Origin of the sequence: Paraburkholderia tagetis (assembly GCF_022213065.1) — a bacterium.
Classification (GTDB): Bacteria; Pseudomonadota; Gammaproteobacteria; order Burkholderiales; family Burkholderiaceae; genus Paraburkholderia; species Paraburkholderia tagetis.
Genome location: NZ_JAKLJA010000012.1, coordinates 77873 through 101517, shown reverse-complemented (window position 1 = coordinate 101517; position 23645 = coordinate 77873). Strand labels below are relative to the sequence as shown.

Annotated in this window: 24 protein-coding genes; 5 read left to right on the top strand and 19 right to left on the bottom strand. The window is 65.8% G+C overall.

Features of this window, described 5'->3' with window-relative positions; translation table 11 throughout:
* Positions 1-37: 37 nt before the first annotated feature.
* The 15 genes from L5014_RS16640 to flhD all read right to left on the bottom strand — a co-directional run bounded on the left by L5014_RS16640 (position 38) and on the right by flhD (position 15513).
* Entirely contained in the window at positions 38-1300 is a 1263-nt protein-coding gene (locus L5014_RS16640) for a DUF3443 domain-containing protein (RefSeq protein ID WP_238464899.1), read from the bottom strand.
* Between the two features lie 123 nt (positions 1301-1423).
* Entirely contained in the window at positions 1424-1930 is a 507-nt protein-coding gene (locus L5014_RS16635) for a DUF2844 domain-containing protein (protein ID WP_238464898.1), read from the bottom strand.
* A 502-nt stretch (positions 1931-2432) separates the two neighbouring features.
* Entirely contained in the window at positions 2433-3122 is a 690-nt protein-coding gene (gene cheZ, locus L5014_RS16630; RefSeq protein WP_238464897.1) for a protein phosphatase CheZ, read from the bottom strand.
* 46 nt (positions 3123-3168) lie between these two features.
* Positions 3169-3564 (bottom strand): chemotaxis response regulator CheY, encoded by a 396-nt coding sequence (cheY, locus tag L5014_RS16625; protein ID WP_238464825.1) that lies wholly within the window; start codon positions 3562-3564, stop codon positions 3169-3171.
* A 122-nt stretch (positions 3565-3686) separates the two neighbouring features.
* A complete protein-coding gene (locus L5014_RS16620; protein WP_238464824.1) occupies positions 3687-4847 on the bottom strand; it encodes a protein-glutamate methylesterase/protein-glutamine glutaminase in 1161 nt (386 codons plus the stop codon).
* A gap of 5 nt (positions 4848-4852) precedes the next feature.
* Positions 4853-5704, bottom strand: a complete 852-nt coding sequence (gene cheD / locus L5014_RS16615) for a chemoreceptor glutamine deamidase CheD (protein ID WP_238464823.1) — start codon at positions 5702-5704, stop codon at positions 4853-4855.
* Positions 5701-6630 carry a CheR family methyltransferase gene (locus L5014_RS16610; RefSeq protein ID WP_238464896.1) on the bottom strand — a complete coding sequence of 310 codons (930 nt, stop codon included), beginning with the start codon at positions 6628-6630 and terminating at the stop codon, positions 5701-5703. Before L5014_RS16610 ends, cheD begins: the two co-directional genes overlap by 4 nt.
* Before the next feature lie 77 nt (positions 6631-6707).
* On the bottom strand, positions 6708-6887 hold the full coding sequence (locus L5014_RS16605; RefSeq protein WP_238464822.1) for a hypothetical protein: 180 nt from the start codon (positions 6885-6887) through the stop codon (positions 6708-6710).
* 104 nt (positions 6888-6991) lie between these two features.
* The gene (locus L5014_RS16600; protein WP_238464821.1) at positions 6992-8857 is read right to left on the bottom strand and encodes a methyl-accepting chemotaxis protein; all 1866 of its coding nucleotides are present in this window, start codon (positions 8855-8857) and stop codon (positions 6992-6994) included.
* A 191-nt stretch (positions 8858-9048) separates the two neighbouring features.
* Complete coding sequence (locus L5014_RS16595) at positions 9049-9588, bottom strand: chemotaxis protein CheW (protein ID WP_238464820.1); 540 nt, start codon at positions 9586-9588, stop codon at positions 9049-9051.
* 43 nt (positions 9589-9631) lie between these two features.
* Positions 9632-12091, bottom strand: coding sequence for a chemotaxis protein CheA (gene cheA / locus L5014_RS16590; RefSeq protein WP_238464819.1), 2460 nt, complete (start codon positions 12089-12091; stop codon positions 9632-9634).
* Between the two features lie 67 nt (positions 12092-12158).
* On the bottom strand, positions 12159-12533 hold the full coding sequence (locus L5014_RS16585) for a response regulator (protein ID WP_238464818.1): 375 nt from the start codon (positions 12531-12533) through the stop codon (positions 12159-12161).
* Between the two features lie 165 nt (positions 12534-12698).
* Positions 12699-13841 (bottom strand): flagellar motor protein MotB, encoded by a 1143-nt coding sequence (gene motB, locus L5014_RS16580; RefSeq protein ID WP_238464817.1) that lies wholly within the window; start codon positions 13839-13841, stop codon positions 12699-12701.
* 136 nt (positions 13842-13977) lie between these two features.
* Complete coding sequence (gene motA / locus L5014_RS16575) at positions 13978-14838, bottom strand: flagellar motor stator protein MotA (RefSeq protein ID WP_238464816.1); 861 nt, start codon at positions 14836-14838, stop codon at positions 13978-13980.
* A gap of 357 nt (positions 14839-15195) precedes the next feature.
* Positions 15196-15513: a flagellar transcriptional regulator FlhD gene (gene flhD, locus L5014_RS16570; RefSeq protein ID WP_238464815.1), complete on the bottom strand. Its 318-nt coding sequence runs from the start codon at positions 15511-15513 to the stop codon at positions 15196-15198.
* A 608-nt stretch (positions 15514-16121) separates the two neighbouring features.
* On the opposite strand from flhD, the gene L5014_RS16565 reads away from it, so the two are divergent.
* Positions 16122-17189 carry a glycosyltransferase family 4 protein gene (locus tag L5014_RS16565; RefSeq protein ID WP_238464814.1) on the top strand — a complete coding sequence of 356 codons (1068 nt, stop codon included), beginning with the start codon at positions 16122-16124 and terminating at the stop codon, positions 17187-17189.
* Positions 17190-17393: 204 nt separating this feature from the next.
* Here L5014_RS16565 and L5014_RS16560 read toward each other — a convergent pair whose 3' ends face one another.
* Positions 17394-17690, bottom strand: coding sequence for an H-NS histone family protein (locus L5014_RS16560; RefSeq protein ID WP_238464813.1), 297 nt, complete (start codon positions 17688-17690; stop codon positions 17394-17396).
* Between the two features lie 278 nt (positions 17691-17968).
* Between L5014_RS16560 and aqpZ the strand changes: the two genes are divergently transcribed.
* On the top strand, positions 17969-18715 hold the full coding sequence (gene aqpZ / locus L5014_RS16555) for an aquaporin Z (protein ID WP_238464812.1): 747 nt from the start codon (positions 17969-17971) through the stop codon (positions 18713-18715).
* Positions 18716-18894: 179 nt separating this feature from the next.
* Positions 18895-19620, top strand: coding sequence for a histidine phosphatase family protein (locus tag L5014_RS16550; protein WP_238464811.1), 726 nt, complete (start codon positions 18895-18897; stop codon positions 19618-19620).
* Positions 19621-19723: 103 nt separating this feature from the next.
* On the opposite strand, the gene L5014_RS16545 is transcribed toward L5014_RS16550, so the two are convergent.
* On the bottom strand, positions 19724-20548 hold the full coding sequence (locus L5014_RS16545) for a Cof-type HAD-IIB family hydrolase (protein WP_238464810.1): 825 nt from the start codon (positions 20546-20548) through the stop codon (positions 19724-19726).
* A 263-nt stretch (positions 20549-20811) separates the two neighbouring features.
* On the bottom strand, positions 20812-21696 hold the full coding sequence (locus tag L5014_RS16540) for a glucosamine kinase nucleotide-binding domain-containing protein (RefSeq protein WP_238464809.1): 885 nt from the start codon (positions 21694-21696) through the stop codon (positions 20812-20814).
* A gap of 120 nt (positions 21697-21816) precedes the next feature.
* On the opposite strand from L5014_RS16540, the gene L5014_RS16535 reads away from it, so the two are divergent.
* Positions 21817-22506, top strand: coding sequence for a DNA-3-methyladenine glycosylase I (locus tag L5014_RS16535; RefSeq protein WP_274389392.1), 690 nt, complete (start codon positions 21817-21819; stop codon positions 22504-22506).
* 289 nt (positions 22507-22795) lie between these two features.
* The gene (locus L5014_RS16530; RefSeq protein WP_238464808.1) at positions 22796-23257 is read left to right on the top strand and encodes a hypothetical protein; all 462 of its coding nucleotides are present in this window, start codon (positions 22796-22798) and stop codon (positions 23255-23257) included.
* Between the two features lie 140 nt (positions 23258-23397).
* Here L5014_RS16530 and rpsU read toward each other — a convergent pair whose 3' ends face one another.
* Positions 23398-23610 carry a 30S ribosomal protein S21 gene (gene rpsU, locus L5014_RS16525; protein WP_006401410.1) on the bottom strand — a complete coding sequence of 71 codons (213 nt, stop codon included), beginning with the start codon at positions 23608-23610 and terminating at the stop codon, positions 23398-23400.
* Between the last annotated feature and the right edge of the window lie 35 nt (positions 23611-23645).

Here is a 23645-nt window from a genome sequence, read left to right as displayed (position 1 = left end):
GGCGGCGGACGCGCAGAAGACACGGCGTGTCAGAAGGTCAGAAGGCCACGTAGGGCTTCTGCGTGCCCGTTGCGTTGATCGCCTGATCCTGGCCGTAATACACATAGCGCCCGTAGAAGAACGGCAAACCGAGGTCGAGGTCTGCGCTCGACCCAAACGATCCGGCGAGGTCGTTGAGCGCGAAGTTGCTGCCGCTGTTGAGCAGCGCCGACGCGCTCACCACGTTGAAGTTCACGTTGCCCGAAATGCCGTTCGCGTCGGTGAGCGTCGCGCTGAGCGCGAGCGGCTTGGCCGGGCAGTAGAACGTGCCGAGATTGCCGCCGCACTGCGCAATGCCGCCATCGGAGAAAAAGATGCCGTTCGAGCCCGAGTCGAGGAACGCCCCTAGCGAACGCCCGTTGTACGAGCCGGTCATATTGCCCCAATGGTTGGTCGCGAAGCGCTGCACGGAGGTCGGTATCGCGTTGTTCGACTGCGTGCCGATGCCGAACACCAGCGTGCCCGTGGCCGAGGCCTGCCCGCTGTTGGAGATGGGCGGCATCTGCAGGATCACGCCGTTGTTGTCGACGGGGAGGTGCGGGACGGGATTGGCCACCTGGTTGTTCAGCGCAACGGCCGTGGTGGCGCAGTTGTTACTGTTGGTGCCGTTGGGGCACGCGTAGTAATTGCTCGTGCTGGCGCTCGTGCAACCCGAGCCGCAATCCCACGGTGCAACGCCGACACCGAGAATGCCGTTCGCGCCGAGCGCCTGCGTGGAATTCTGCGCGGGGCCGAAGTTCGAGCAGGCCGTCGGGACCGTGGACGTTGCGAGGTCGCCGATCACCTGGATCGGAATGCCGCTGGCCGTCTCGCCACCGATCTTCACGTCGGCGCTACGCACCGTGCCCCACGTGTAGCCGTCGGCGAACGCTGTGCATTCCGCGAGCGTGGCGCCGTTGCTGGTGGTCGTGGGCAAGGTGCTGTTGAAGGTGCCGAGCGCCGAGGCAAGCACGCGCAGACCGAACGAAGCCGTGTCGACCTGAATGTTGTTGATCGTCTGGCACGTGCCGGTACTTGGCACGCAGATCGTCACGCTCACCGTGGGAATGTTGGGCATGTTGCCGGTGATGCCCCGGTTCACGGTCACGGCCACGGTGTTCGCAGCCGTGGCGGCGATGGGCTGCTGCTGGGGACCCGCGGGCAGCGAGGCGATGTCGCCACTGCTACCGCTTGCGCCGCTGCTAGCAGAGCTGCTGGAGCCGCCATTGGAAGAGCCGCCACCGCCGCCGCAGGCGGCAAGGCCCGCCGTGAGCGCGAGCAGCGCGGCAAAGAGGAACGAACGCGAGAAGGAACGCGAGAAAGAACACGAAAAGGCGCGCGGCGCGCGCAGCGCGCGAACGAAGGCGTTGAGGATTCCGTAGCTGGACACGTCGCCTCCCGGTCGTTATTGGATATCGGACGTGCTGACGCCGGCCGGCAGCGCCTGCGGCAGCCACGCCTGGCCGGAGAAGGCGCCCATGTGGCCGCCCGAGTGCACGACGAGGCCGCTGTTATCGACCGTGCCGGAACCGCGCACGCCTCTCGCGCGATTGGCCTCCACGCCTGAGACGTACTGCGGGAAATAGCTGCCGAGCAGCGCCGCGAGGTCGGGCGGCTGCGGCCCGCTCCAGGCCACGCCGAACACGGTGCCCGCCTGCGAGAGGTACTCGCGCACGACGGTGCCGTTCGCGAGCGTGGTCTGCTTCACGCTATACGCGGCCGAGCCGCCGGTAGCCGAGGCAGAGGATGCCGCGCTGGCCTGGGCCGCCTGACGCATGAGCGCGGACGAAGCGCCCTGGCCCGCCGCGCTGGCTGCGGCATCCGGCACGGTGACGCTCGCGCCCGGAGGCGTGCTCATGGGCGCGCCGCCCAGCGCGGCGCTGGCCGGCTGGGCGATCCCCCACGTCCCTATTGCGCATGCGAGCGTGGCGGCAAGACGCCATGCCGCGCTGCGGCTGCGGGCGACCCAACGCCGGCGCCGGGCCGAACCATGCGCTGAAAGCGAAGCTGAAGATGACGATGAACTGGACACGCCAGGCGTTCCGTCCGAACGGGACGAGCCGGCATAGTGAGGCGCGCGAGGCGCGGTGGACACAACGGTCGATGCGTGCGAAGACAAGATGGCCCTCCCCCTTTCTCGGTCGCACGTTCCTCCGCGCGGCGCCCGCGCTGCACGACTGGCGGCTACGGGCGACGTCTTGACGGAGAACGGCTGGCAACGCTGCAATGCATCATCGTGGCGAGCGCCACGACAGCAATCAGCGAATGGGCTCTAGTATGCCTGTGCTACATGACATTCGGGGACTAGCCGCACGGCCAGGCAACCGGCCCGCCGTGCAACCGCCTCGCAACCGCTGCGCAATCGTCACCGGACGGTCGCGCAATCGCTGCGCGACCACGGCGCACTCCACGCGTTAAAACCCAAGGCTCGCAAGCAGGTCGTCCACCTGAGCCTGATCCTGCATCACATCGGCCTTGCCTTCGGGATTGATCTGCGGGCCGTTCAGGAGCGCTTCGGGGCTACCGGTGCCGCCAGCCGCCTCCGCGAGCAGCGCGGCGGTCGCCGCGAACTGCTCGCGCCGCTCCGGTGCGATGTTCTCGACCAGCACCGTCAGCAGTTGCTGCTCGATTAGATAGACCACGTCCATGATCTTCTTGATCACCTGGCCGGTCAGGTCCTGGAAGTCCTGCGCGAGCATGATTTCAAGCAGTTGCTGATTGGTGGCCGCCGTGGACTGCGGCACGCCCTCCAGAAACTGGCGCGTGTCGTCCATCAGCAGGCGCACTTCCTCGCGGCCGATTGGCGCGTCGTACCACGTGGCCCAACGCGTCGAAAGCACCTTCGCGTCGCTTTCGAGCTGGACCTGGATCGGCTTGGCGACCTCGATCGCGGAGAGCACGCGCTCGGCGGCCTGCTCCGTCATGTTGGCGACGTAGCGCAGCCGGTCGCGCGCGTCGGGCACCGCCTCGGCCGCGCGCTCCACGTGCTTGTCGAGACCGAGCTCGCGCATGGAGTCGCGCAGCGTGCGCGTGAGCTGGCCGATGCGCGCGAGAATGCGGTCCGATGCGAACTCACCCGTTTCGGCGCTGGCGTTGTCGAGCACGCCAGCGAGCGCGGCGGCGGCCTGCACGTCGGTGGACTCGTTCACGTCAGCTCCCTGCCTTCGCCATCTTTTCGAGAATCTTGTTGAGTTTCTCGTCGAGCGTCGCCGCTGTGAACGGCTTCACGACATAGCCGCTCGCGCCCGCCTGCGCTGCGGCAATGATGTTTTCCTTCTTCGACTCCGCCGTCACCATCAGCACTGGCAGATTCGAAAGCGTTGCGTCGGCGCGAATGGCCTTGAGCATCGCGAGGCCGTCGAGGTTCGGCATGTTCCAGTCGGAGATCACGAAGTCGTAGCTGCCGCCGCGCAGGCGCGCGAGGCCCGCTGCGCCGTCTTCGGCTTCGTCGACGTTCGCATAGCCCAGTTCCTTGAGCAGGTTGCGGACGATCCGGCGCATCGTCGGAAAATCGTCCACCACCAGAATCTTCATTCCCTTATCCATCTCGGTTCCATTCCTCCAGGTCACAACCCGGGCAGTGATCCAGACGAGCCCAACGCCCTTCCGGATCGATTCATCGTCATCGAGCGTGTGTGCCTTGCATGGCCACACGCTCGCTCAATACGCTACACGCGCTGCACGCGCTCGCCCATGCTGGCAAGGCGCGTCATCACGCGGCGGCTCATCTCTGCGAGGGGAGCGATCTCGTCGGCGGCGCCCATTGCGATTGCCTCGCGCGGCATGCCGAACACGATGCAGCTCGCCTCGTCCTGCGCGAGTGTGAACGCGCCGGCCTGGCGCATCTCCAGCAGACCGGCCGCACCGTCGCGGCCCATGCCCGTGAGAATCACGCCGATCGCGTTCTTGCCCGCGTGCAGCGCCGCCGAGCGGAACAGCACGTCCACCGAAGGCCGGTGCCGGTTCACGGGCGGCTCGTCGGACAGATGGGCGATATAGTTCGCGCCGCTTCGCGCGAGCAGCAAATGCGCGTGGCCCGGTGCGATATACGCATGGCCGGGCAGCACGCGCTCGCCATGCTCCGCTTCCTTCACGGTGATGCGGCACAGGCCGTTCAGGCGCTGCGCGAACGACTTCGTGAAGCCGGGCGGCATGTGCTGCGCGATGAGCACGGCGGGCGCGTCGGGCGGCAGCGGCTGGAGCACTTCGCGGATGGCCTCGGTGCCGCCCGTCGACGCCCCGACGATCACGAGCTTCTCGGTCGAGACGAGCGGGTTGTTGAGCATCGGCGCGGCGTGAGCCGGGGCGTGCGCGCTGTGCGCTGCGTGAGCGGCGACGCCGGAGGCCGCCGTCGTCGCAGCCGTAGCGCCGGTTGCCGTGGCTGCCGTGGCAACCACGGGCGCATGCGCCCGCGCGGCGGGACGCACGCGCGCGCGCGCGGCGGCGCGCACCTTGTCGGCGAGTTTTTCGGCGTATTCGAGCATGCCGTCGCGAATGCCCACTTTCGGCTTGGTCACGAAGTCGACCGCGCCCAGCTCCAGCGCGCGCAGCGTGATTTCGTTGCCGCGCTCGGTGAGCGAGGACACCATCACGACCGGCATCGGCCGCAGGCGCATGAGCTTCTCGAGAAAGTCGAGACCATCCATGCGCGGCATTTCGACGTCGAGCGTGAGCACGTCGGGGTTGTGCTGCTTGATGAGCTCGCGCGCCACGAGCGGGTCGGGCGCGGTGGCGACGACAGTCATGTCCGGCTGGCTGTTGATGATCTCCGTCATCAGGCTGCGGATCAGCGCCGAATCGTCGACACATAGAACCTTGATTTTCTGCACGGCGTTCACGCCTCCTCTACTGTCCTGGCGTTGTTTTGACCGGATAGCCGCGAAGCCTGCGACGAACGCGCACCGAACAATTCGATGCGCGGACGCGCCGGCTGCGGCGGGGATGATTGAAATGTGCTGAGGTTCGCGGCGGCACTGCCTGCACTAACCGCGCTAACCGAATTGGCGTCGCCCGGGTTCGCAGCGCCGCTGCGCGCCGCGCTGCCGAGACCGAACAGCTCCACGCGCGCGCGGGCCCGCGCGAGACGCTCGGCGCGCGCTTCGGGCGTTTCGGGCAGCCGGCGCGCGAGTTGCTGCTCGCGCTCGGCCACGCTGGCCTCCTGCGAGAGGCGCAGCTTCTTGACCATGACCTGGCCCGTGCGCGGCAGGAACGCCACCTTGCGCGGGTGCGAGCCCTGCAAGTCCTCGGCGACGATGCGGATGCTCTCGGTCGCGAGATAACGGCGCACGAACGCGGCATTGCGGTCGCCGATATTCATCGTCGTCATGCCCGCGAGCACGGCCGCGCCGCCGAACACCTTGGCCTCGAAACGCTCGCGCCGGCCGCCCGCCTTGATCAGCTCGTTGATGAGCACTTCCATCGCGTAGGCGCCGTAGCGCATTGCGTCGGAGGCGGCGGGCAGTGTGTTGCTGGCGTCGGCGCCGTCGTCGGGCAGCATGAAGTGATTCATGCCGCCGATGCCCGCCGTGCGGTCCTGAATGCAGGCGGCCACGCACGAGCCGAGCACGGTGACTAGCACCATGTCGTCGCTCGTGGTGAAAAACTCGTTGGGCAGCAGCTTCACGCCGGGGCGCTGGAAGTGCGAGTCGAAATAGCGATTGGTCGCGATCGGCAGGCTGGCACTCATGCGCTCGCCCCCACCGGTTCGGCTTGCGCGCCGTGGCGTGCGGCGGCAACACCGGCGAGCGCGCCCGGCACACGTTCATACACGGTCTGGCCGCGCAGGCGGAAGGCCTGGGTCACATAGGTGAAATTTTCCGAATGCCCCGCGAACAGCAAGCCATCCGGCTTCATCAGCGGCTCGAAGCGCGCGAGCACCTGGGCCTGGGTCGGCTTGTCGAAGTAGATCATCACGTTGCGGCAGAAGATGGCGTCGAACGTCGTGCGCAAACCATAGTCCGCGTTGGTGAGATTCAGTTGCTCGAAGCGGACCATCTGGCGCAGCTCCGGGCGCACTTTCACGAGGCCCGCGTGCCCACCCGTGCCCTTGAGGAAAAAGCGCTTCAGGCGCTCTTGCGAGAGATGCTTCACCTGGTCGAAGGCGTACACGCCCGCGTCGGCTTTCGCGAGCACCTGGGTGTCGAGATCGGTCGCGAGCACGCGTGCCTCGCGCGCGCCGCGCTCGCCGAGCGCTTCGATCAACGTCATCGCAATCGAATACGGCTCCTCGCCCGTCGAGGCCGCCGAACACCACACCGAGACCTGCGAGCGGCGCTTGACGAAATCGGCGAGGATCGGGAAGTGATGCGCCTCGCGAAAGAACGCCGTGAGGTTGGTGGTGAGCGCGTTGGTGAACGCCTCCCACTCGCTCGCGTCGTTGCGCTGCTCGAGTTCGTCGAGATACGCGCGGAAACTCTCGTGGCCGAGCGCGCGCAAACGCCGCGCGAGACGGCTGTATGCCATGTCGCGCTTGTGGTCCGAGAGCGAGATGCCCGCGCGGCGATGGATCAGCGCGCGAATGCGCTCGAAGTCCGCCGATGTGAACTCGAAGTCGCGTGCGGCGCCTTCGCCTGGTGTGCCCGGTGCACCCTGTTCGCCTGCCGCCCCGGACATCGACGTGCGGGGGGCCTCACCACGCTCCACGCGCTCCACGCGTTCCGTGCGAGCGGTGCGGGAAAAACGCAGTGCCTTCATGACACCGCTCCTGCGAGCAGCGTGCGCCCTGTCGGCATTTGCGCCGCCGTGCCATTCACTACCGCAGCGGCATGCCCGCCCCTCTGCAATGCGTGCGGCGCGCGCCCGGCGTGCAGCGCCTGCGCCGCCTCGTGGGCCGCGTTGCGGTGCAAATCTTGCCGTTTCTGTGCGCTCATGTGCATTGCCGTGCTCGTTACTGTGCTCGTTACTTGTGCTCGTTGCCTTGTTCGTTTCAGCGTGCGTCAGCCTGGTCGGGCTTGATCCCGCTATCCAGAGCGACTCAGAACGTTTCCCAATCGGCATCGTCCTTCACGGACGCCGCCGCGCTAACCGCTTGCGGCTCGACTCGTGCCGCTGCAACCGGCTTCTTCTGCGGCCGCGCTGCAACCGCGTCGGCAGCAGCAGCCGGCTTGGCGCTCGAACCCGCCGTGCTGCCAGCCGTCGACGGCGTGCGCCTTGCCGCTGTAGCTGCTGTAGCCGCCGTCGCCGGCGCCGCCCTGACTTCGGACTTCACCGCATGCGCGCTCGCCGCCGCTGCGCTGGGCACGCCCGCCGCGCGTGCTTCGCCGCCGTGGCTGCCCGCGTGGTGGGTCCCATTCGTGCGCCAGGTTCCCAGCACCGCCTGCAGATTGCGCGTCTGCTCTTCGAGCGACGCCGCCGCCGCCGCCGCCTCTTCCACGAGTGCCGCGTTCTGCTGCGTGACGGTGTCCATCTGCGTGACGGCGCGGTTCACCTGCTCGATGCCGCCCGACTGCTCCACCGAAGCCGCGCTGATCTCGCCCATGATGTCGGTCACGCGACGCACGGCCTGAAGAATGTCCTCCATCGTCGTGCCGGCTCGGCCCACCAATTCCGATCCGCTTTGCACCTTCTGCGCCGAATCGTTGATGAGATCCTTGATTTCCTTGGCCGCGCTCGCGCTGCGCTGCGCGAGGCTGCGCACTTCGCCCGCGACCACCGCGAAGCCGCGCCCCTGCTCGCCCGCGCGCGCGGCTTCCACGGCCGCGTTGAGCGCGAGAATGTTGGTCTGGAACGCGATGCCCTCGATCACGCTGATGATGTCCACGACCTTCGCCGAGCTAGTGGCAATGTCCTGCATCGTGTCGACGACTTCGCCCACCACCACGCCGCCGCGCGTCGCGATATCCGATGCGTTGACGGCAAGCTGGCTCGCCTGGCGCGCGTTCTCGGCGTTCTGGCGCACGGTGCCGGTGAGCTGCTCCATGCTCGACGCCGTCTCCTGCAACGACGCGGCCTGCTGCTCGGTGCGCTGCGAGAGGTCGGTGTTGCCCATCGCGATCTCGCGCGCGCCCACGTCGATGGAGCCCGCCCCCGTATGGATGGCCGAGACCAGCGTGACGAGGCTTTCCTGCATGCGCTTGATGCCCGCGAACAGACGCCCCATCTCGTTCTTGCTGTACACCTCGATGCGCTCGGTGAGGTCGCCGTGCGCGATGCGCTCGAACGACTGCACGGCATCTTCGAGCGGCTGCACGATGAGGCCGCGCAGCGCGAAGCGAATCGCCACCACGAGCACGAGCGCCACCGCAATCGCCACGCCGATCAGTGTGCGCATGAGCGAGATTTGCGCACGCGCGCTTTGCTCGCGCGCTTGCGCGCCGTCCTGCAACTGCTGCGCGATTGGCGCGGCGGAGTTGTCGTACTCGACGAACATCGGGCTGATCTTCGTGCGCGCGATCGCCTGGTATGCGGCGATATCGCTTGCGCGCAGGGCCGCGAATTCGGGCTGCACGCCGTCTTGCAGCAGGCTCGCGTGCTTTGCGTTGAGCGTATCGAGCGACCCGGCTTCGATGCCCTGCTTGGGCGCGGACTGGAACGCCTTCCATGCCTCGTTCGACTTGCCGAGCAGAAAGTCGGCGCGGTCGATGACCTTCTTTGCCTCGTCGCTCTGCCCTGCCTCGGTCAGCGAATTCGCACGGTCGAGCGAGACGCGCGCGCGCAGCAGATACGACGACGAATCGCTGAGCGAATGCATGGCGACGAGGTCGCCGCGCGCGATCGTGCCGAGCGACTCGCTCGCATTGCCGAGCGCGACAAGCCCGAGTGCGCCGACGAGCGCCGTCAGCGCCAGCAGAATGACTCCGACGCCCGTGAGCGTCGTGCGGATCGACCACCTGTTCAACATCTCGTTTGCTCCTGTCCTGTGTGGCGGGTGCCCGATGCCTGCAAAGCGCGAAAAGCATGGCGGTGCGCCGCTCTTGTCCGTGCGCGTGACTGCGTGCGCCGGCGGCTTTCCGCTCTTCCTCTATCGCAGGCCTCGTGGCCCGACCCCCGTAGCAACTCTGCTTTTTGCGTTCTTGCCGATGAAGCCCGGGCTCACGCGCCGAGCGCTTCGATCAGCGCCATCTCGCGGCTCGTCATGAGCTTTTCGATGTCCATCAGGATCAGCATGCGGCCGTCCACGGTGCCGAGCCCCGTGAGGTACTCGGTCGTGAGCGTCGCGCCGAACTCGGGCGCGGGCATGATCTGATCCGTTTGCAGCGTGAGCACATCGGACACGCCGTCCACCACCATGCCCACCACGCGATGCGCGACGTTCAGGATGATCACGACGGTCTGGTGGTCGTACTCGACGCGGCCCAGATGGAACTTGATGCGCATGTCCACGATCGGCACGATGATGCCGCGCAGATTGATCACGCCCTTGATGAACTCAGGCGCGTTCGCGATGCGCGTCACGCTCTCGTAGCCGCGGATCTCCTGGACCTTGAGAATGTCGATGCCGTACTCTTCCGCGCCCAGCGTGAAGACGAGGAATTCCTGGCCGCCTGCATCGGCTTGTTGCGCGTCGCGGCGGTGCGCGCCAGCTACGGCGCCTTGTGCGCCGCTGCCGTGAATGGATTGGACTTCTGCCACGTTAGCCCCTGAACGGTTGGGAAATGGTTGGTTGACTGCGTGCTCAAGCGAATTCGACGAACGACCCTGCGTTGTTGGCGAAACTCGCGCCGGCATGCGCGCCCATGCTTACGCCGTGCGAAGCGCGCGTCTCGCGGTTGAGCGCGGCCACGTCGACGATCAACGCGACGCTGCCGTCGCCGAGAATGGTCGCCGCCGAAATGCCGTGCACCTTGCGATAGTTCGTTTCGAGGTTTTTCACCACGACCTGCTGCTGGCCCACGAGCTCGTCGATGAGCATCGCGAAGCGCCGGCCTTCCGTCTCCATGATGGTGACGATGCCCTGGGTGGGATCCGTGCGCGCGCCTTCCACGTTGAACACCTGGTGCAGCGCCACGAGCGGCAGATATTCGCCGCGCACGCGCACCACGCGGTCGCCGTTGGTGACGGTGTAGATGTCTTCGTGACGCGGCTGCAGCGACTCCATCACGAAGTTCAGCGGCAGAATGAAAATCTCGTTGCCGACCTTCACCGACATGCCGTCGAGAATCGCCAGCGTGAGCGGCAGCACGATGCGCGTCGTGGTGCCCTTGCCCGCGTGCGAGGTGATCTCCACGTGGCCGCCCATCGACTGGATGTTGCGCTTGACCACGTCCATGCCCACACCGCGGCCCGAGACGTCCGTCACCTGCTCGGCGGTCGAGAAGCCCGGCATGAAGATGAGATTCCAGACCTCTTCGTCGGCCATGGTCTCGCTCACCTGCATGCCCTGCTTGATCGCCTTCGCGAGGATCTTGTCGCGGCGCAGGCCCGCGCCGTCGTCGCTCACTTCGATCACGATATTGCCGCCGTGGTGCGCGGCGGAAAGCACGAGCTGGCCCATGCCGTCCTTGCCTGCTGCGCGGCGCGCCTCCACGGTTTCGATGCCGTGGTCGAGCGAGTTGCGCACGAGGTGCGTGAGCGGGTCGATGATGCGCTCGATGAGGCTCTTGTCGAGCTCGGTCGCCTGGCCGAACGTGACCAGCTCCACTTCCTTGCCGAGCTTCGCGGCGAGATCGCGCACGAGACGCGGGAAGCGGCTGAACACGTAGTCCATCGGCATCATGCGGATCGACATCACCGCTTCCTGCAAGTCGCGCGCGTTGCGCTCGAGTTGCGCCATGCCGTTGAAGAGGCGGTCGTGCAACGCCGGGTCGAAGGCGCTGGTGGTTTCCGCCAGCATCGCCTGGGTGATGACGAGCTCGCCCACGAGGTTGATGAGCTGATCGACCTTCTCCACGCCCACGCGAATCGAGCTGCCTTCGGTCGATACCGCCGATGCGGCTGCTGCCGCGCGCGGCTTGCGGTCGTGGTCGGCGGCCGGGGCGGCCGGTGCGGCCGTGACGGGGGGGCTCGCTTCGGCTTGCGCTTGCGGTGCGGGTGCCGGTGCGGACGTGGGCACGGATGTGGACACTACGGCCGGGGCCGCCTGGATTGCTTGCGCCGCCGGGGCCGCCTGCTTCGTGGGTTCGAACGCGGGTTCGAATGCTTGCGCATGCGCAGGCTCATGTTCAAGCGCGGCTGCGGGTGCGGCAACGGCGCTCGCCTGCGCAGCAGACGCCGCATTGTCCTCGCCTTGCGGCGGCGAGCCGCGACCGATCACGATCTGGCTTTCGTCGATCACAAAGCAGCACACGGCGATGATGTCGTCGGCGGACACATCGGTTTCGAGCCACAGCGTGAGGTCGTCGCCGGTCTTCATCTGGCCGACAACGCGGCCCAGGTTGGCGAATTCCTCGGCGAGCAGTTCCTGATCTTTTGCATCCACGCTGCGCAGCGTGATGCGCAGGTGCGGGCCTTCGGCCCCACCGCCCGCCGCTGCACCCGCCGGCGCGGCGGCCATCGCCTCGTCCACCACGTGCTCGGGAGCGCCGGGCATCGCTACATCGGGCGTCGCAGCGCCGGGCGTCGCCACGCTTGCGCGCGCAGCCATTGCCGCCGGCAGGTTCGCTTCGAACGCGGCTTCGAGATCCTCTTCGGAGTCGGCTGCGGAGTCGACCCCGGAGTCGGCTGCGGACACAGAAGCGGGCACGGCCATAACCGCCTCAACGACCGCCTCAACTACCGGCGCGGGCGCTGGCGCGGCGAGGCCGCGGCTTTCCGCGTGGAGCCGTTCGAGCTTCGCGCGCACGGCGGCAGCGGCCGCCGCATCGGGCTCGGCGCTCGCGCGATAGGCCGCGAGCTGGTCGGAGAGCACGTCCTTCGTTTCAAGGAACGTGTCGATCATGTCCTTGCGCAGCACGAGTTCGTTGTTGCGCGCGCGGTCGAGCAGCGACTCCAGGATGTGGGTCGTCTCGGTGAGCGCCGTGAAGCCGAACGTGGCCGCGCCGCCCTTGATCGAGTGCGCCGCACGGAAGATCGCCGCCAGGTCCTCGGGGTCGGGCTGGCCGACGTTCAGGTTCAGCAGGAGCTGCTCCATCTGCGCGAGCAGCTCGTCCGCCTCGTCGAAGAACGTCTGATAGAACTGAGTGATGTCGAGAGTCATTGCTCTTTCGCCGCGATAATTGCGTGACCGGCGCTGGTGCGTCGGCCCACATGCCTCGTGTATTTGCTCATTGGTCCGCTTCGCCAAGCGCGCTCGCCAGATCGACGAGCAGCTCGGGGTCCACCGGTTTTTCGATCCAGCCCGTTGCGCCCGCATCGCGCACCGCCGCCTTGAAGCCTTCATCCGATTCCGTGGTCAACACGAGAATCGGCGTTTCCTGGTACGACGGGTTCGCGCGCAAGTGCTTGATCAGGTCGAGCCCGCCCATGCGCGGCATATACAGATCGGTGAGCACCAGATCGAAGCGCTGCGCGAGCGCGTGCTCGAGCCCGTCCTCGCCGTCGTTGGCCACCGTCACTTCGTAACCCGCCGATCCGAACGCCGCACACAGGATCTCCCGCATGGACGCCGAATCGTCGATCGCCAGAATATTTCTGATCATCCTTTCCTCGTTCGCGCACGCTTTCGGTTCGCGCATTGAGTTCGCGCATTGGGTTCGCGTTGCCGGTTCGCGCGTTTTCGCCTGCGTTTTCGCCTGTCGTTGCGTCGTTCCCGCCGTTCCCGCCGTGCCCATCCTTCCCGCCGTCACTCCCGTCTCGCCCGCGCCTCACTGCTCCAGCGGCTTGCCCGGCATGCCGGGCGCCTCGGGTGCCAGCGCGGGCGCCACCGACTGCGCCACCGGCGTGAGCTTCACGCCCGCCGGCGCGGCGTTGGGCAACGGCGCGGGCGCGAGCGCCGGCAACCGCGCAGGCGGCACCTTCATCGCACCGCCCGCGCCCGTCACGAGTCCGGGCAACTGCCCAGGCAGCAGCGTCTTGCCCGAGCGCGCTGCGTCGTCGGAGAGCGTGGTGGTCGTGGTGTCGTCGCGCATCAGCGCGTCTTCCGATTTCCGGTTGAGCACGATGATGCTGATGCGGCGGTTCTCCGGGTCAAGCGGGTCGGCCTTGTTCAGGTTCTGCGTCGAGGCAAGGCCCAGCACGCGCAGCACCTTCGCTTCATCCATGCCGCCCGCGACCAGCTCGCGGCGCGACGCGTTGGCGCGATCCGCCGAAAGCTCCCAGTTGCTGTAGCCGCGCTCGCCGCCCGCATAGGGCACGGCGTCGGTGTGACCCTGCACGACGATGCGGTTGGGCACGTCGTTCAGCGTCTTGCCGATCGCTTGCAGGATGTCGCGCATGTATGGCTCGACCACGTCGCGCGCGGTCGCGAACATCGGCCGCTTCTGCGAGTCGACAATCTCGATGCGCAGGCCCTGCAACGTCGAGTCGATACGAATCTGCTGCTTGAACTGGCGCAGCACCGGGTTCGCCTCGATGGCGGCCATCAGCTTGACCTGGAGGTCGTGCAGGCGCACCTGCTCCTGGCGCTCGAGCGAGCCTTCCTGCTTGTTCTGCGACTGGTCGTCGGCGTGCGTGACGGTGCGCTCGGCATGCGCTCGCGTTCCGTCGCTGCGGCGCGTGACGCCCTGCTCCTGCGAGGAGATATCGCGCCCGCCGCCCTTCACGATGCTCGAATCCTCGGCGCTGCGATCGCCGCCCCAGAGCGTGATCTTCAGCGGCTGATTGAAGTAGTCGGCAATGCCGCGCAACTGCACCGTCGAGGCCGACGAAAGCAGCCACATCAGCAGGAAGAACGCCATCATCGCGGTCATGAAGTCCGCGTAGGCGAGCTTCCATGCGCCGCCGTGATGGCCGCCCTTCTTCGGCGCGGCGCGCTTCACCACGATGGCGCGGTCCTTGTTGGCGCTCATCGGCCGCCTCCCGTGTTCATTGGCTGCATCGCGTGCTGCTCGTCTGTCTCGTGCATTGCTGGCTTCATGATCGTCGCTGCCCTCGCTGCGCTGCCGCGCTTGCTTCGCCCTTGCTCGCTTCGCCCTTATTTCGCCCTTATTTGGCCTTCACGCGGCGCACGTGCTCTTCGAGCTCCGTGAACGACGGACGCTCGGTCGAGAACAGCACCTTGCGGCCGAACTCGACGGCAATGGCGGGCGCGTAGCCGTTCAGGCTCGCGAGGATCGTCACCTTGATGCACTGGAACATCTTGGTCGACTCGGTCACGCGCTGCTCCGCGAGGCTCGCGAGCGGGCCGATCAGACCATACGAAAGCAGAATGCCGAGGAAGGTGCCCACCAGCGCCTGGGCGATCATCTCGCCGAGGATCGCGGGCGGCTTGTCGGCGGAAGCCATGGTGTGCACGACGCCCATCACCGCCGCGACGATGCCGAACGCCGGCATCGCGTCGCCCACCTTCGCGAGCGCGTGCGCGGGCGCCTCGCCTTCGGCGTGGTGCGTCTCGATCTCCTCGTCCATGAGGCTCTCGATCTCGAAGGCGTTCATGTTGCCGCCCACCATGAGCCGCAGGTAGTCGGTGAGAAATTCGACGATGTGATGGTCGGCCAGGATCTTCGGGTATTGCGTGAAGATCGGGCTCTTCTGCGGATCGTCGATATCGGCTTCGAGCGTGAGCGTGCCTTCCTTGCGCGCCTTCGCGAGCAGGACATAGAGCAGCGCGAGCAGCTCCATGTACACGTCCTTGTTGTACTTGGCGCCCTTGAAGAGCGACGGGAGGACGCGCAGCGTCCCCTTGATCGTCTTCATGCCGTTGCCGAGGATGAACGCGCCGACGCCCGCGCCGCCGATCATCAACAGCTCCATCGGCTGCATGAGAGCCGCCAGATGGCCGCCCTCCAGCGCATAGCCGCCGAAGACGCAGACGATCGTCACGAGTGTTCCCACGATAATCAGCACAGCGGTCCTCACTGGAAAATTGCGCCGCGAGCCGCCATCGGCCCGCGCCCTTGATTGGGTTTACGGCACCGGCGCGGAAAACTTTGAGAGCGGGCAGACGCGCGTTTACCGCAGGTGCAAACGGTTTGAGGGCCGGGTCGGCAAGCCGCGCCGCGCGGACAGGGTTACGAACCCGGCGGCGCACTGGCGACGAGCGCGTCGCCAGCAGGCGAAACGGCGGGAATGAAACCTTGGTCGGGAACCCGTCAGACGGGAACTGCGCGCAAAACGGCGCGCAGGCGGAACGGCGCGGGAATGACGTATGGGCAGACGCGGGACGGCGTGGATGTCGGCGTGGATCGGCGTAGACGTGGTGGCTCAGCCGGCCTGCTCGACGCCTTCAGCGGCCATGAGTATGGCCGCGCGGACCTTCGCGGCTTTGCCCTTCTCGGCGAGCGCGCTCAGGATGGCGTGCTCGTCGAAGCGAAAGCGGCACAGGAGCTGGCTGGCCGCGGCAAGGCGCGCGGTTTGCGCAGCGGTAAGCCGGATCAGCACGTCGGCCAGTTGCTCCGAGATGCCCATGCGGAACATGCCGGCCGGCCGGTCTTCGCGCAGCAGCCGTTGCGCGAGCAACAGGTACGACAGATTGACTTCATTGATCTCGCTGAGCATGTCGCTTGGCGTCGTCGCGCTCATGGATTCCCCCCGAATTCGAAACGTAGCGGCTGGTCAGGCCTGTAGCGGAAACGTTTGCTCGTTCGTTCAGACGCTCACAGTGCGCATCAGGCGCACGGCAGGACGAACGGCCCGTTTAGTGGTCGTCCGAGCATTGTGGCGAGGGTGCAGACAAATGGAAATCGGACGGATGCCGCGACGCACTGCGAGAAAAAACTTCCTTTTTATGTAGGAATTTTTCTGACAAACAACGGGGATCGAGATGGGAGGCTGCGCGAAGGATGCTTCAGACATATTTTCGCTAGACAGTCCAGCGATTATAAAAGCCTTTTCATTGATGCGTAACAAATATGTGCTCAGGGTCGGACCGTATTTAGCGTATAGGCACGCAAATTGCGCTCAGCCGCGCTTCTGTGCGTCACGCTTTGCAATGGCTGCTTACAGGCGGTGTTTCCCCCTGTAACAACATTAAGTGATTGCAAAACCGCTCGTATTGCACATGCGGATGTTCATAATCGAGCTCAGGGATTACCCGACACAACAGTGCCCGCATCAGCCGAGTGCGTCTGACCGGTCACATTGCAATGTCAGTCGCACACCAAGCGGCATTTGCCAAGGAGAGCCAGCCAATGCGAATCGCACAAATTGCGCCACTTTACGAAGCCGTTCCGCCGAAGCTCTATGGCGGCACCGAACGCGTCGTGTCCTATCTGACCGAAGCGCTCGTCGACCTCGGCCATGACGTGACGCTGTTCGCCAGCGGCGATTCGGTCACCAAGGCAAAGCTCGACGCCGCCTGGCCGCGCGCGCTGCGCCTGGATCCGACGATCCGCGACGCGCTGGCCCCGCACATCGTCCTGCTCGAGCGCGTGCGCCGCATGGCGCACGAGTTCGACGTGCTGCACTTTCACCTCGACTATCTGCCGTTCCCGCTGTTCTCGACGCTCGACACGCCGTTCGTGACGACGCTGCACGGCCGTCTCGACCTGCCCGAGCTGCAGCCGGTGTTCGACTCGTTCTCCGAGGCGCCCGTGATTTCGATTTCGGATTCGCAGCGCCAGCCGCTTGGCCAAGCCAACTGGCTGAACACGATCTATCACGGCCTGCCGAAGAACCTGCTCACGCCGCAAACCAGCCGCAAGCCCGAGTACCTCGCGTTCCTCGGTCGCATCTGCCCCGAAAAGCGCGTGGACACCGCCATCAAGATCGCGGCGCTCTCGGGCCTGCCGCTGAAGATCGCGGCGAAGGTGGACAAAGTCGACCAGGACTACTTCAAGACCGAGATCGAGCCGCTGCTTTCGCAGGCGCACGTGGAATTCGTCGGCGAAATCAACGAAGCGCAGAAACCCGAGTTCCTCTCGGGCGCCAAGGCGCTGCTGTTCCCGATCGACTGGTCCGAGCCGTTCGGCCTCGTCATGATCGAGGCGATGGCGTGCGGTACGCCCGTGGTCGCCTTCAACCGCGGCTCGGTGCCCGAAGTGATCGATCCGGGCCTGACCGGCTATATCTGCGAAGACGTGCAGGGCGCCGTGGCGGCGCTGCAGAACATTGATTCTCTTTCACGCGAAGCCATTCGCGCGCAGTTCGAGCAGCGCTTCACGTCGCACATCATGGCCAGCAATTATGTTGAAAGCTATTCGGCCCTGATCGAAGCCACCCGTCGTCCTGTGCTTCGCCGTGTCGCAGCCGCGGGCTGAATGCGCGCAATGCCTCACTTTGAGATAAAAAGGCAAAAAAAAGCCGCATGAATCGTTTGCGCACAGTGCAATAGCACGATTGTCCGCACGCAAAAAAGAGCCGCATGTTACATGCGGCTCTTTTTATTTGGATAAGTGAACGCGCCAGGGTTGTCTCGCGCGACCCGCCCGGCATCGCGCGACCTGACAATTACATAACGGCAATCACGCGATCAAATAACGCTCGCGATTCTTTCCCGCGATCCATTTGGGCGGCTTTCCGCGCCCGCTCCAGGTCGAGCCCGTCTTCGGATCCTGATAGCGCGGAGGCAGCGGAGCCTTCTTGGGCGGGCGTCCGCGCTTTGCGGCTGCCGCAAAGCCAAGGTCCTGGGCAGACAGCCCGTACTCGACGATCTTCTCGCGGATCATCGTGATGACATCGGCGATTTCGGTGCGCCGCGCTTCTTCGGCCTGCGTCTGAAGTTTGGCGATCTGGGCTTTGAGTTCTGAATATTGCGACATCCCCCCTCCCCTTCATTGTCGACTTAAGTGAGTCGATCCGAGATTAGACGTAAATAAGAGAATTAGCAATTGAGACTAATACTGTTTTATCAGGACGCTTTAACAATTGCGCTCTGGAAGCGGCATTCGATGTGCACCTGCCGCAATAATAAGAGCAATTACGGCAGAATTGACAATCCTTGACACCCCCACTTTTCGTGATTCCCTAGAATCTGGCCTCTGCTGGCGCCGGCATTTTTTACTGGCTTCCGTCAAATATCTTTTCGAGGCATCACGAAATGCACTTATCCAAACGACTTCTCGCCGAACTATTCGGCACCTTCTGGCTCGTGCTCGGCGGCTGCGGCAGCGCCGTGCTCGCTGCTCATTTCGACGGCCCGGTGCAAGGGCTCGGCATCGGCTTCGTGGGCGTCGCACTCGCGTTCGGCCTGACGGTGCTCACCATGGCATTCGCCATCGGCCATATTTCGGGCTGCCATCTGAATCCCGCAGTGAGCGTCGGCCTCATGGTCGCCGGCCGCTTCCCGGCACGCGACCTCGTGCCTTACATCGTGGCGCAGCTGATCGGCGCCACGCTCGGCGCGGCCGCGCTCGCGTGCATCGCCAGCGGCAAGCCGGGCTTCGACCTCGTCGCGAGCGGCTTCGCCACCAACGGCTACGACCTGCGCTCGCCGGGCCACTACACGATGGTCGCGGCATTCGTCTGCGAAGTCGTGATGACGGCGTTCTTCCTCTTTGTGATCCTCGGCGCGACCGACAAGCGTGCGCCCGCAGGCTTCGCGCCGATCGCCATCGGCCTGTGCCTCACGCTCATCCACTTGATCTCGATTCCGGTCACCAACACGTCCGTGAACCCGGCGCGCTCGACCGGTCCGGCGCTGTTCGTGGGCGGCGAGGCAATCTCGCAGCTGTGGCTGTTCTGGGTCGCACCGATCATCGGCGCAGCGATCGCCGGCGTGGTCTATCCGATGATCGCGGGCCTCCGCGAAGCCGTGGCGGAACTGCCGGCGCGCGTGCAGGCATAGCCGGCACAGGCGTGGTTCGGTACACGGGCGCTTCACGAGCACTTCACGGGCACTTCGGTGCCCGTTTTTTTGCTTTCGCGTTTCTTCTCGCTCCCGGCGAGATGCGAGGCCAGGCGAAGCAGTTGAGACGGCGCTGCTAGAATCGGGCGATCTCTTATCCCGAATTCAAGGCGCACCGCATGAAGCGTTCACGACATTCGCCGGGCCGCTTCGCCATATCGACGGGACGTGCCGCTTTGGCGCCTCGATCGGTCTGGCGCAAAGCGGCGATTCTGGCGACGACGTTCGCGATAGCCAGCGGCGGCGTACTCGCGAGTGCGAGCGCAGCGTTCGCCGAAAGCACACAGGACATCGAAACACTTGTTTTCGTGCGTCATGGCGAAAAGCCCGCCGAAGGGCTCGGCCAGCTCAACTGCAAGGGATTGAACCGGGCACTCGCGCTGCCCGCGGTGATTGCGGCGAAGTACGGCAAGCCCGACGCGATCTACGCGCCGGACCCAAGCGAGCTGAAAGACGACCGCGGGCATGCTTATTACTATGTGCGCCCGCTGGCGACCGTCGAGCCCGCGGCCATCCAGTTCGGCCTGCCGATTCAGACGCCCTGGGGCTATGCCCAGACCGACGCGCTCGAAAAAGCGCTGCTCGATCCGGCGTGGCGCAACCGCACGGTGCTGATCGGATGGGAGCATCGCGAAATCGAGACGCTGGTGCGCAAGATCGTGGCCGAGCATGGCGGGCAGGCGTCCGACGTGCCCAAATGGAAGAGCGCTGACTTCGACAGCATCTACGTGGTGCGCATCGACTGGAGCAGCGCCACACCGCGCGTGCGCTTCAGCCACGACCGCGAGGGCCTCGACGGCCGCTCGGACGATTGCCCGTGCGCGGCGCTTCCCATGGCGCAATAAGCGAGGTGGGAAACACGCACGCCGGCTCCGCGCCCGCGCATCGCGGAGTCGCGACGCGCGACGGTTAGCGTGGGGTAGCGGGGATTAGCACGGCGAGCGTGGATTAGCGCGCCAGTTCGTCGTCCAGCGCGAAGAGCTTACGCAGATGATGGGCGACACCCGCCTCGAAGTTATTGCCGATGCGCGGCACCTGAGGCAGGCGCGCGATCAAATCCGGATTGGCGTTGTTCATCATGAACGGATGGCCCGCCGTTTCGAGCAGATCGATGTCGTTCATGTTGTCGCCGAACGCCACGCAACGCGCGGCATCCAGATTCAGGCGGTCGAGCACGACGCGCAACGCGCGCCCCTTCGAAACGCCGGCGACCATCACCTCCAGGCAATCGGGCAGGGAGTAGGTGATATAGAGCGCGTCGCCAAACTCGCGCTCGAGACGGCGCTGAATGGGCGCGAGGTCGGCCGGGTCGCCAATATAGAGCGTCTTGGCAACGCCCGCGCCGCCGAGCGCGCCGAGATCCTCCGTCACGCGATACGTGAAGCCCGAATCCTGGTGGTAGGCGAGCAGTTCGGGCGCATCGCGGTTGATGAACCACTCCTTGTCGGTAAAGAGGCTCACGATCACGCGGCCATGCGCGCCCACGGTGTCCGGCGCGACGAGGCGGCGCACCACCGGATCGGGCAGGTCGCGCGTGTGGATGAGCGCGTCGTCCGGACCGTGCACGCGCGCGCCGTTCGAGGTAATCAGATACGCGGAAACGCCGAGCAAGCCGCGGATGCTCGCCACGTCGCAGTAGTGACGGCCGGTCGCGATGATGAACTGCAACCCTTGTGCGTCGAGCTTGTTGAACGTGGCAACCGTGAACGGATCCAGTTGATGGTCGGCATTGAGCAGCGTTCCGTCGAGATCGGTTGCGATGACCTTGTACATGGCGATTCGGGGGGCGGGGGAAACCCGTAATGCTAGCACCTGACGGCGGGCACCGCCCCAGAGGCCATTTTTGCGATTGCTCCCGGTCGCATTGCCGATGGCGGCTGCATTTTTGGCCTTGCCACCCGAGCATCGCAACCCGAGCGCAAAGTGACGACGTTGGCCGCCCGTCGCCCGCGCTGCGGTTAAGGTCTGCGGTTAAGAGCTGCGCTTGAGGGCAGCGCTTAAGGTCTACGGTTAAGTGCTGCGATCAAGCTCCACCTCTAAGCGCCCGCGAGTCGTTCGGCCTCATGCTGTGCGAGCCACAAGGCCCCGCAGGCGGAATCGGCGAGGGGTTCGCGCAGCCGCTCGCGCACGGCTTGCGGCACCCATTCGCGCAGCGGCGCGCCAAGCCCGCCGGCCAGCGCCGCGGGCAACGCGGCTTCGGGATCGAGCGCCACGATGAGGCGCGCCACGGCCTCGCCGGCCTCGGCCAGCAGCTTCGCCACGAACGGGTGGTCGCAGTGCGCGAGCACCACGGGCGCGAGGCTCGCATACGCAGTCTGATTGGCCGCGCATTGCCAGACGATCAGGCTCTCGCGGTCGGCCGCGCCGACCTGGGCGAGCAGCGCTCGCGAAAGCGCATCGGGCTCGACGCGGCCATCGAGCGACTGCTGAGCCCACACGATCGCGCGCAAGCCGAACCATGCGCCGCTCGCCTCGTCGCCCGATGGAAAGCCGAAGCCGCCCGCGATGCGACACGCGCCATGCGCATCGAGCGCGGCGGCGATGCTGCCCGTGCCGAGCGCGACGACCACGCCCGGCTCGCCGCCGTGCGCGCCGAGCAGCGTCGTGTAGGCGTCGCTCTCGACGGCGAGGCCCGCGACGGGTGGGGCCGCCGCGCGAAATGCGGCAAGCCAGTCGGGATTGTTCACGCCGGCGAGACCGCAGCCGAGCACGCAGCGCGACCAGTCGAACGCCAGCCCGGCTTGCGCAAAGGCGTCGCGCGCGCCTGCTTCGATCGACTGCCAGGCGCGTGCGATGCCGAGCCCAAGCCCCGAAGGGCCCGCGGACGCGCGTGCGAGTTCCGTGCCATTGAGGTCGCCCAGCGCGACGCGCGTGCCGGTGCCGCCGCCATCCACGCCGATCAACCAGGAATATTTCTGCATGATGTTTGCCGCGCCGTGCGCGAGCCAGTGAGTTGAGGGGCATCGAGCGATGTGCCGTGCCGCAGAGACTAACGGCTCGGCGCCTTTCGCACAATTGGCCGGACGGCCAGGTGGCGGCGCATGGTCAATCCGCTATCCTTGCTGGGCTACTCGCAAGGAGAACTCACCGTGACACACCGCTGCAACTGGGTAACGGCCGGCGCGTCGCCGCAGTATGTGCAATACCACGACGAGGAGTGGGGCGTGCCCTCGCGCGACGACCAGCACCTCTATGAAATGCTCGTGCTCGAAGGCGCGCAGGCGGGGCTGTCGTGGTCGACGATTCTCAACAAGCGCGAGGGCTATCGCCGCGCATTCGCCAACTTCGACATCGAAAAGGTCGCGCGCTTCACGCCCAAGCACGTGGAGGCACTTCTGCAGGACGCCTCGATCGTACGCAACCGCGCCAAGATCGAGGCCGCCATTCTGAACGCGCGCGCCGTGCAGCAAATCCAGGCGGAGCATGGCTCGCTTGCGGCATTCGTCTGGTCGTTCGTCGACAACAACCCCATCCAGAACGATCTCGCCTCGTATCGCGACGCGCCTGCATCCACCGAAATCTCCGACGCGCTCAGCAAGGCGCTCAAGAAGTACGGCTGCAAGTTCGTCGGCACCACCATCTGCTATGCATTCATGCAGGCCGTCGGCATGGTCAACGACCACGAGCGCGACTGCATCTGCCGCAAAACCTGTGCTGCGCTCGGCGGCGTTACATCGCGGGCGAAAGGCAAGACCGCAGCCACGAAGGCGCGCACCGCAGCCGGTGCCTGAGTCACCGCTCGAGCCGCCAACTGAGCAGCCAACTGCGCCCTCACCGAGCCCCCACCCGAGCCGGCGCGACCGGCCCCGATCCGAAGTTGCACGAGCTGCGATCGGCGCGAGTTCCTCCCGCCTTGGTGTGCGGCCTAACGGTTTTCTTCCGGTGCGCCGTTATAACTGACAACGGATACGTCTGCCGTTGTTGCGTCGACAGAAGGCGCAACGCGGGGAGCGCCCGCCGCGAGGCACGCGGCGGCGTATCTGCAGGACCTTACCGCTGTGCGTCGCGCAGGGGGCTGAAATGAAAAACGTGCACTTCCTGACTCATCAGGAAATTTTCGACCGCGCCGTGGCGCATCTTCATGGGCAAGGGCGCACCGCGCTCCTGCCTTGCGGCGGCGGGGCCTACCGGGGTGGCTACAGCGGCGGCTCGCGCAACTACGGCGGCTGCCCGGTCGGCAGCTTTATCCGCGTGCGCGACTACATGAGCGCGATGGAAGGCATCCCTGTGCGCTATCTCGCTCGCGAGGCAAACGAGGTACCGGCCTGGATGGACGTGGGCCTCGCCGCCCTGAAAAAGGCACTCCTGCGCGCCCACATCAACATATACGATCCCAACACCATTGCTCTTCTGAGCTGCCTGCAAAACGTCCACGACGTATTCGGCGTCTGGGAATGGGACGACCGGCTATTTTCGATCGCCACGCAGTTCGGGCTTTCGCCGCAGCGGCTCCGGGACGCCGCCTGTGCCGGGGCGGCATAACGCAGCGCGACCCACGCGCCGCGCCTGCACTCACACGATCGAACCCAAACCGGCGCCAGAAACCGGCACCAGAAACGCAAACGGCGGCGCAGCTTCTTTCGAAGCATGCGCCGCCGTCTGGCGGAAGCTGAAGCGGGCTCTTAGTGGAGCTTCTTCGGCAGCATCTGGCTACGCAGACGCTTGTGCAGGCGCTTCACAGCAGCTGCCTTCTTGCGCTTGCGCACGGCCGTCGGCTTTTCGTAAGACTGACGCTCACGCAGCTCGGCGATCAGGCCATTCTTTTCGATTGCACGGCGGAAGCGGCGAATGGCCACTTCGAACGGCTCGTTTTCCTTCAGAAGAATCGTCGTCATGTATTTCCTAACTCAATCGCTTGATACGGTTCAAA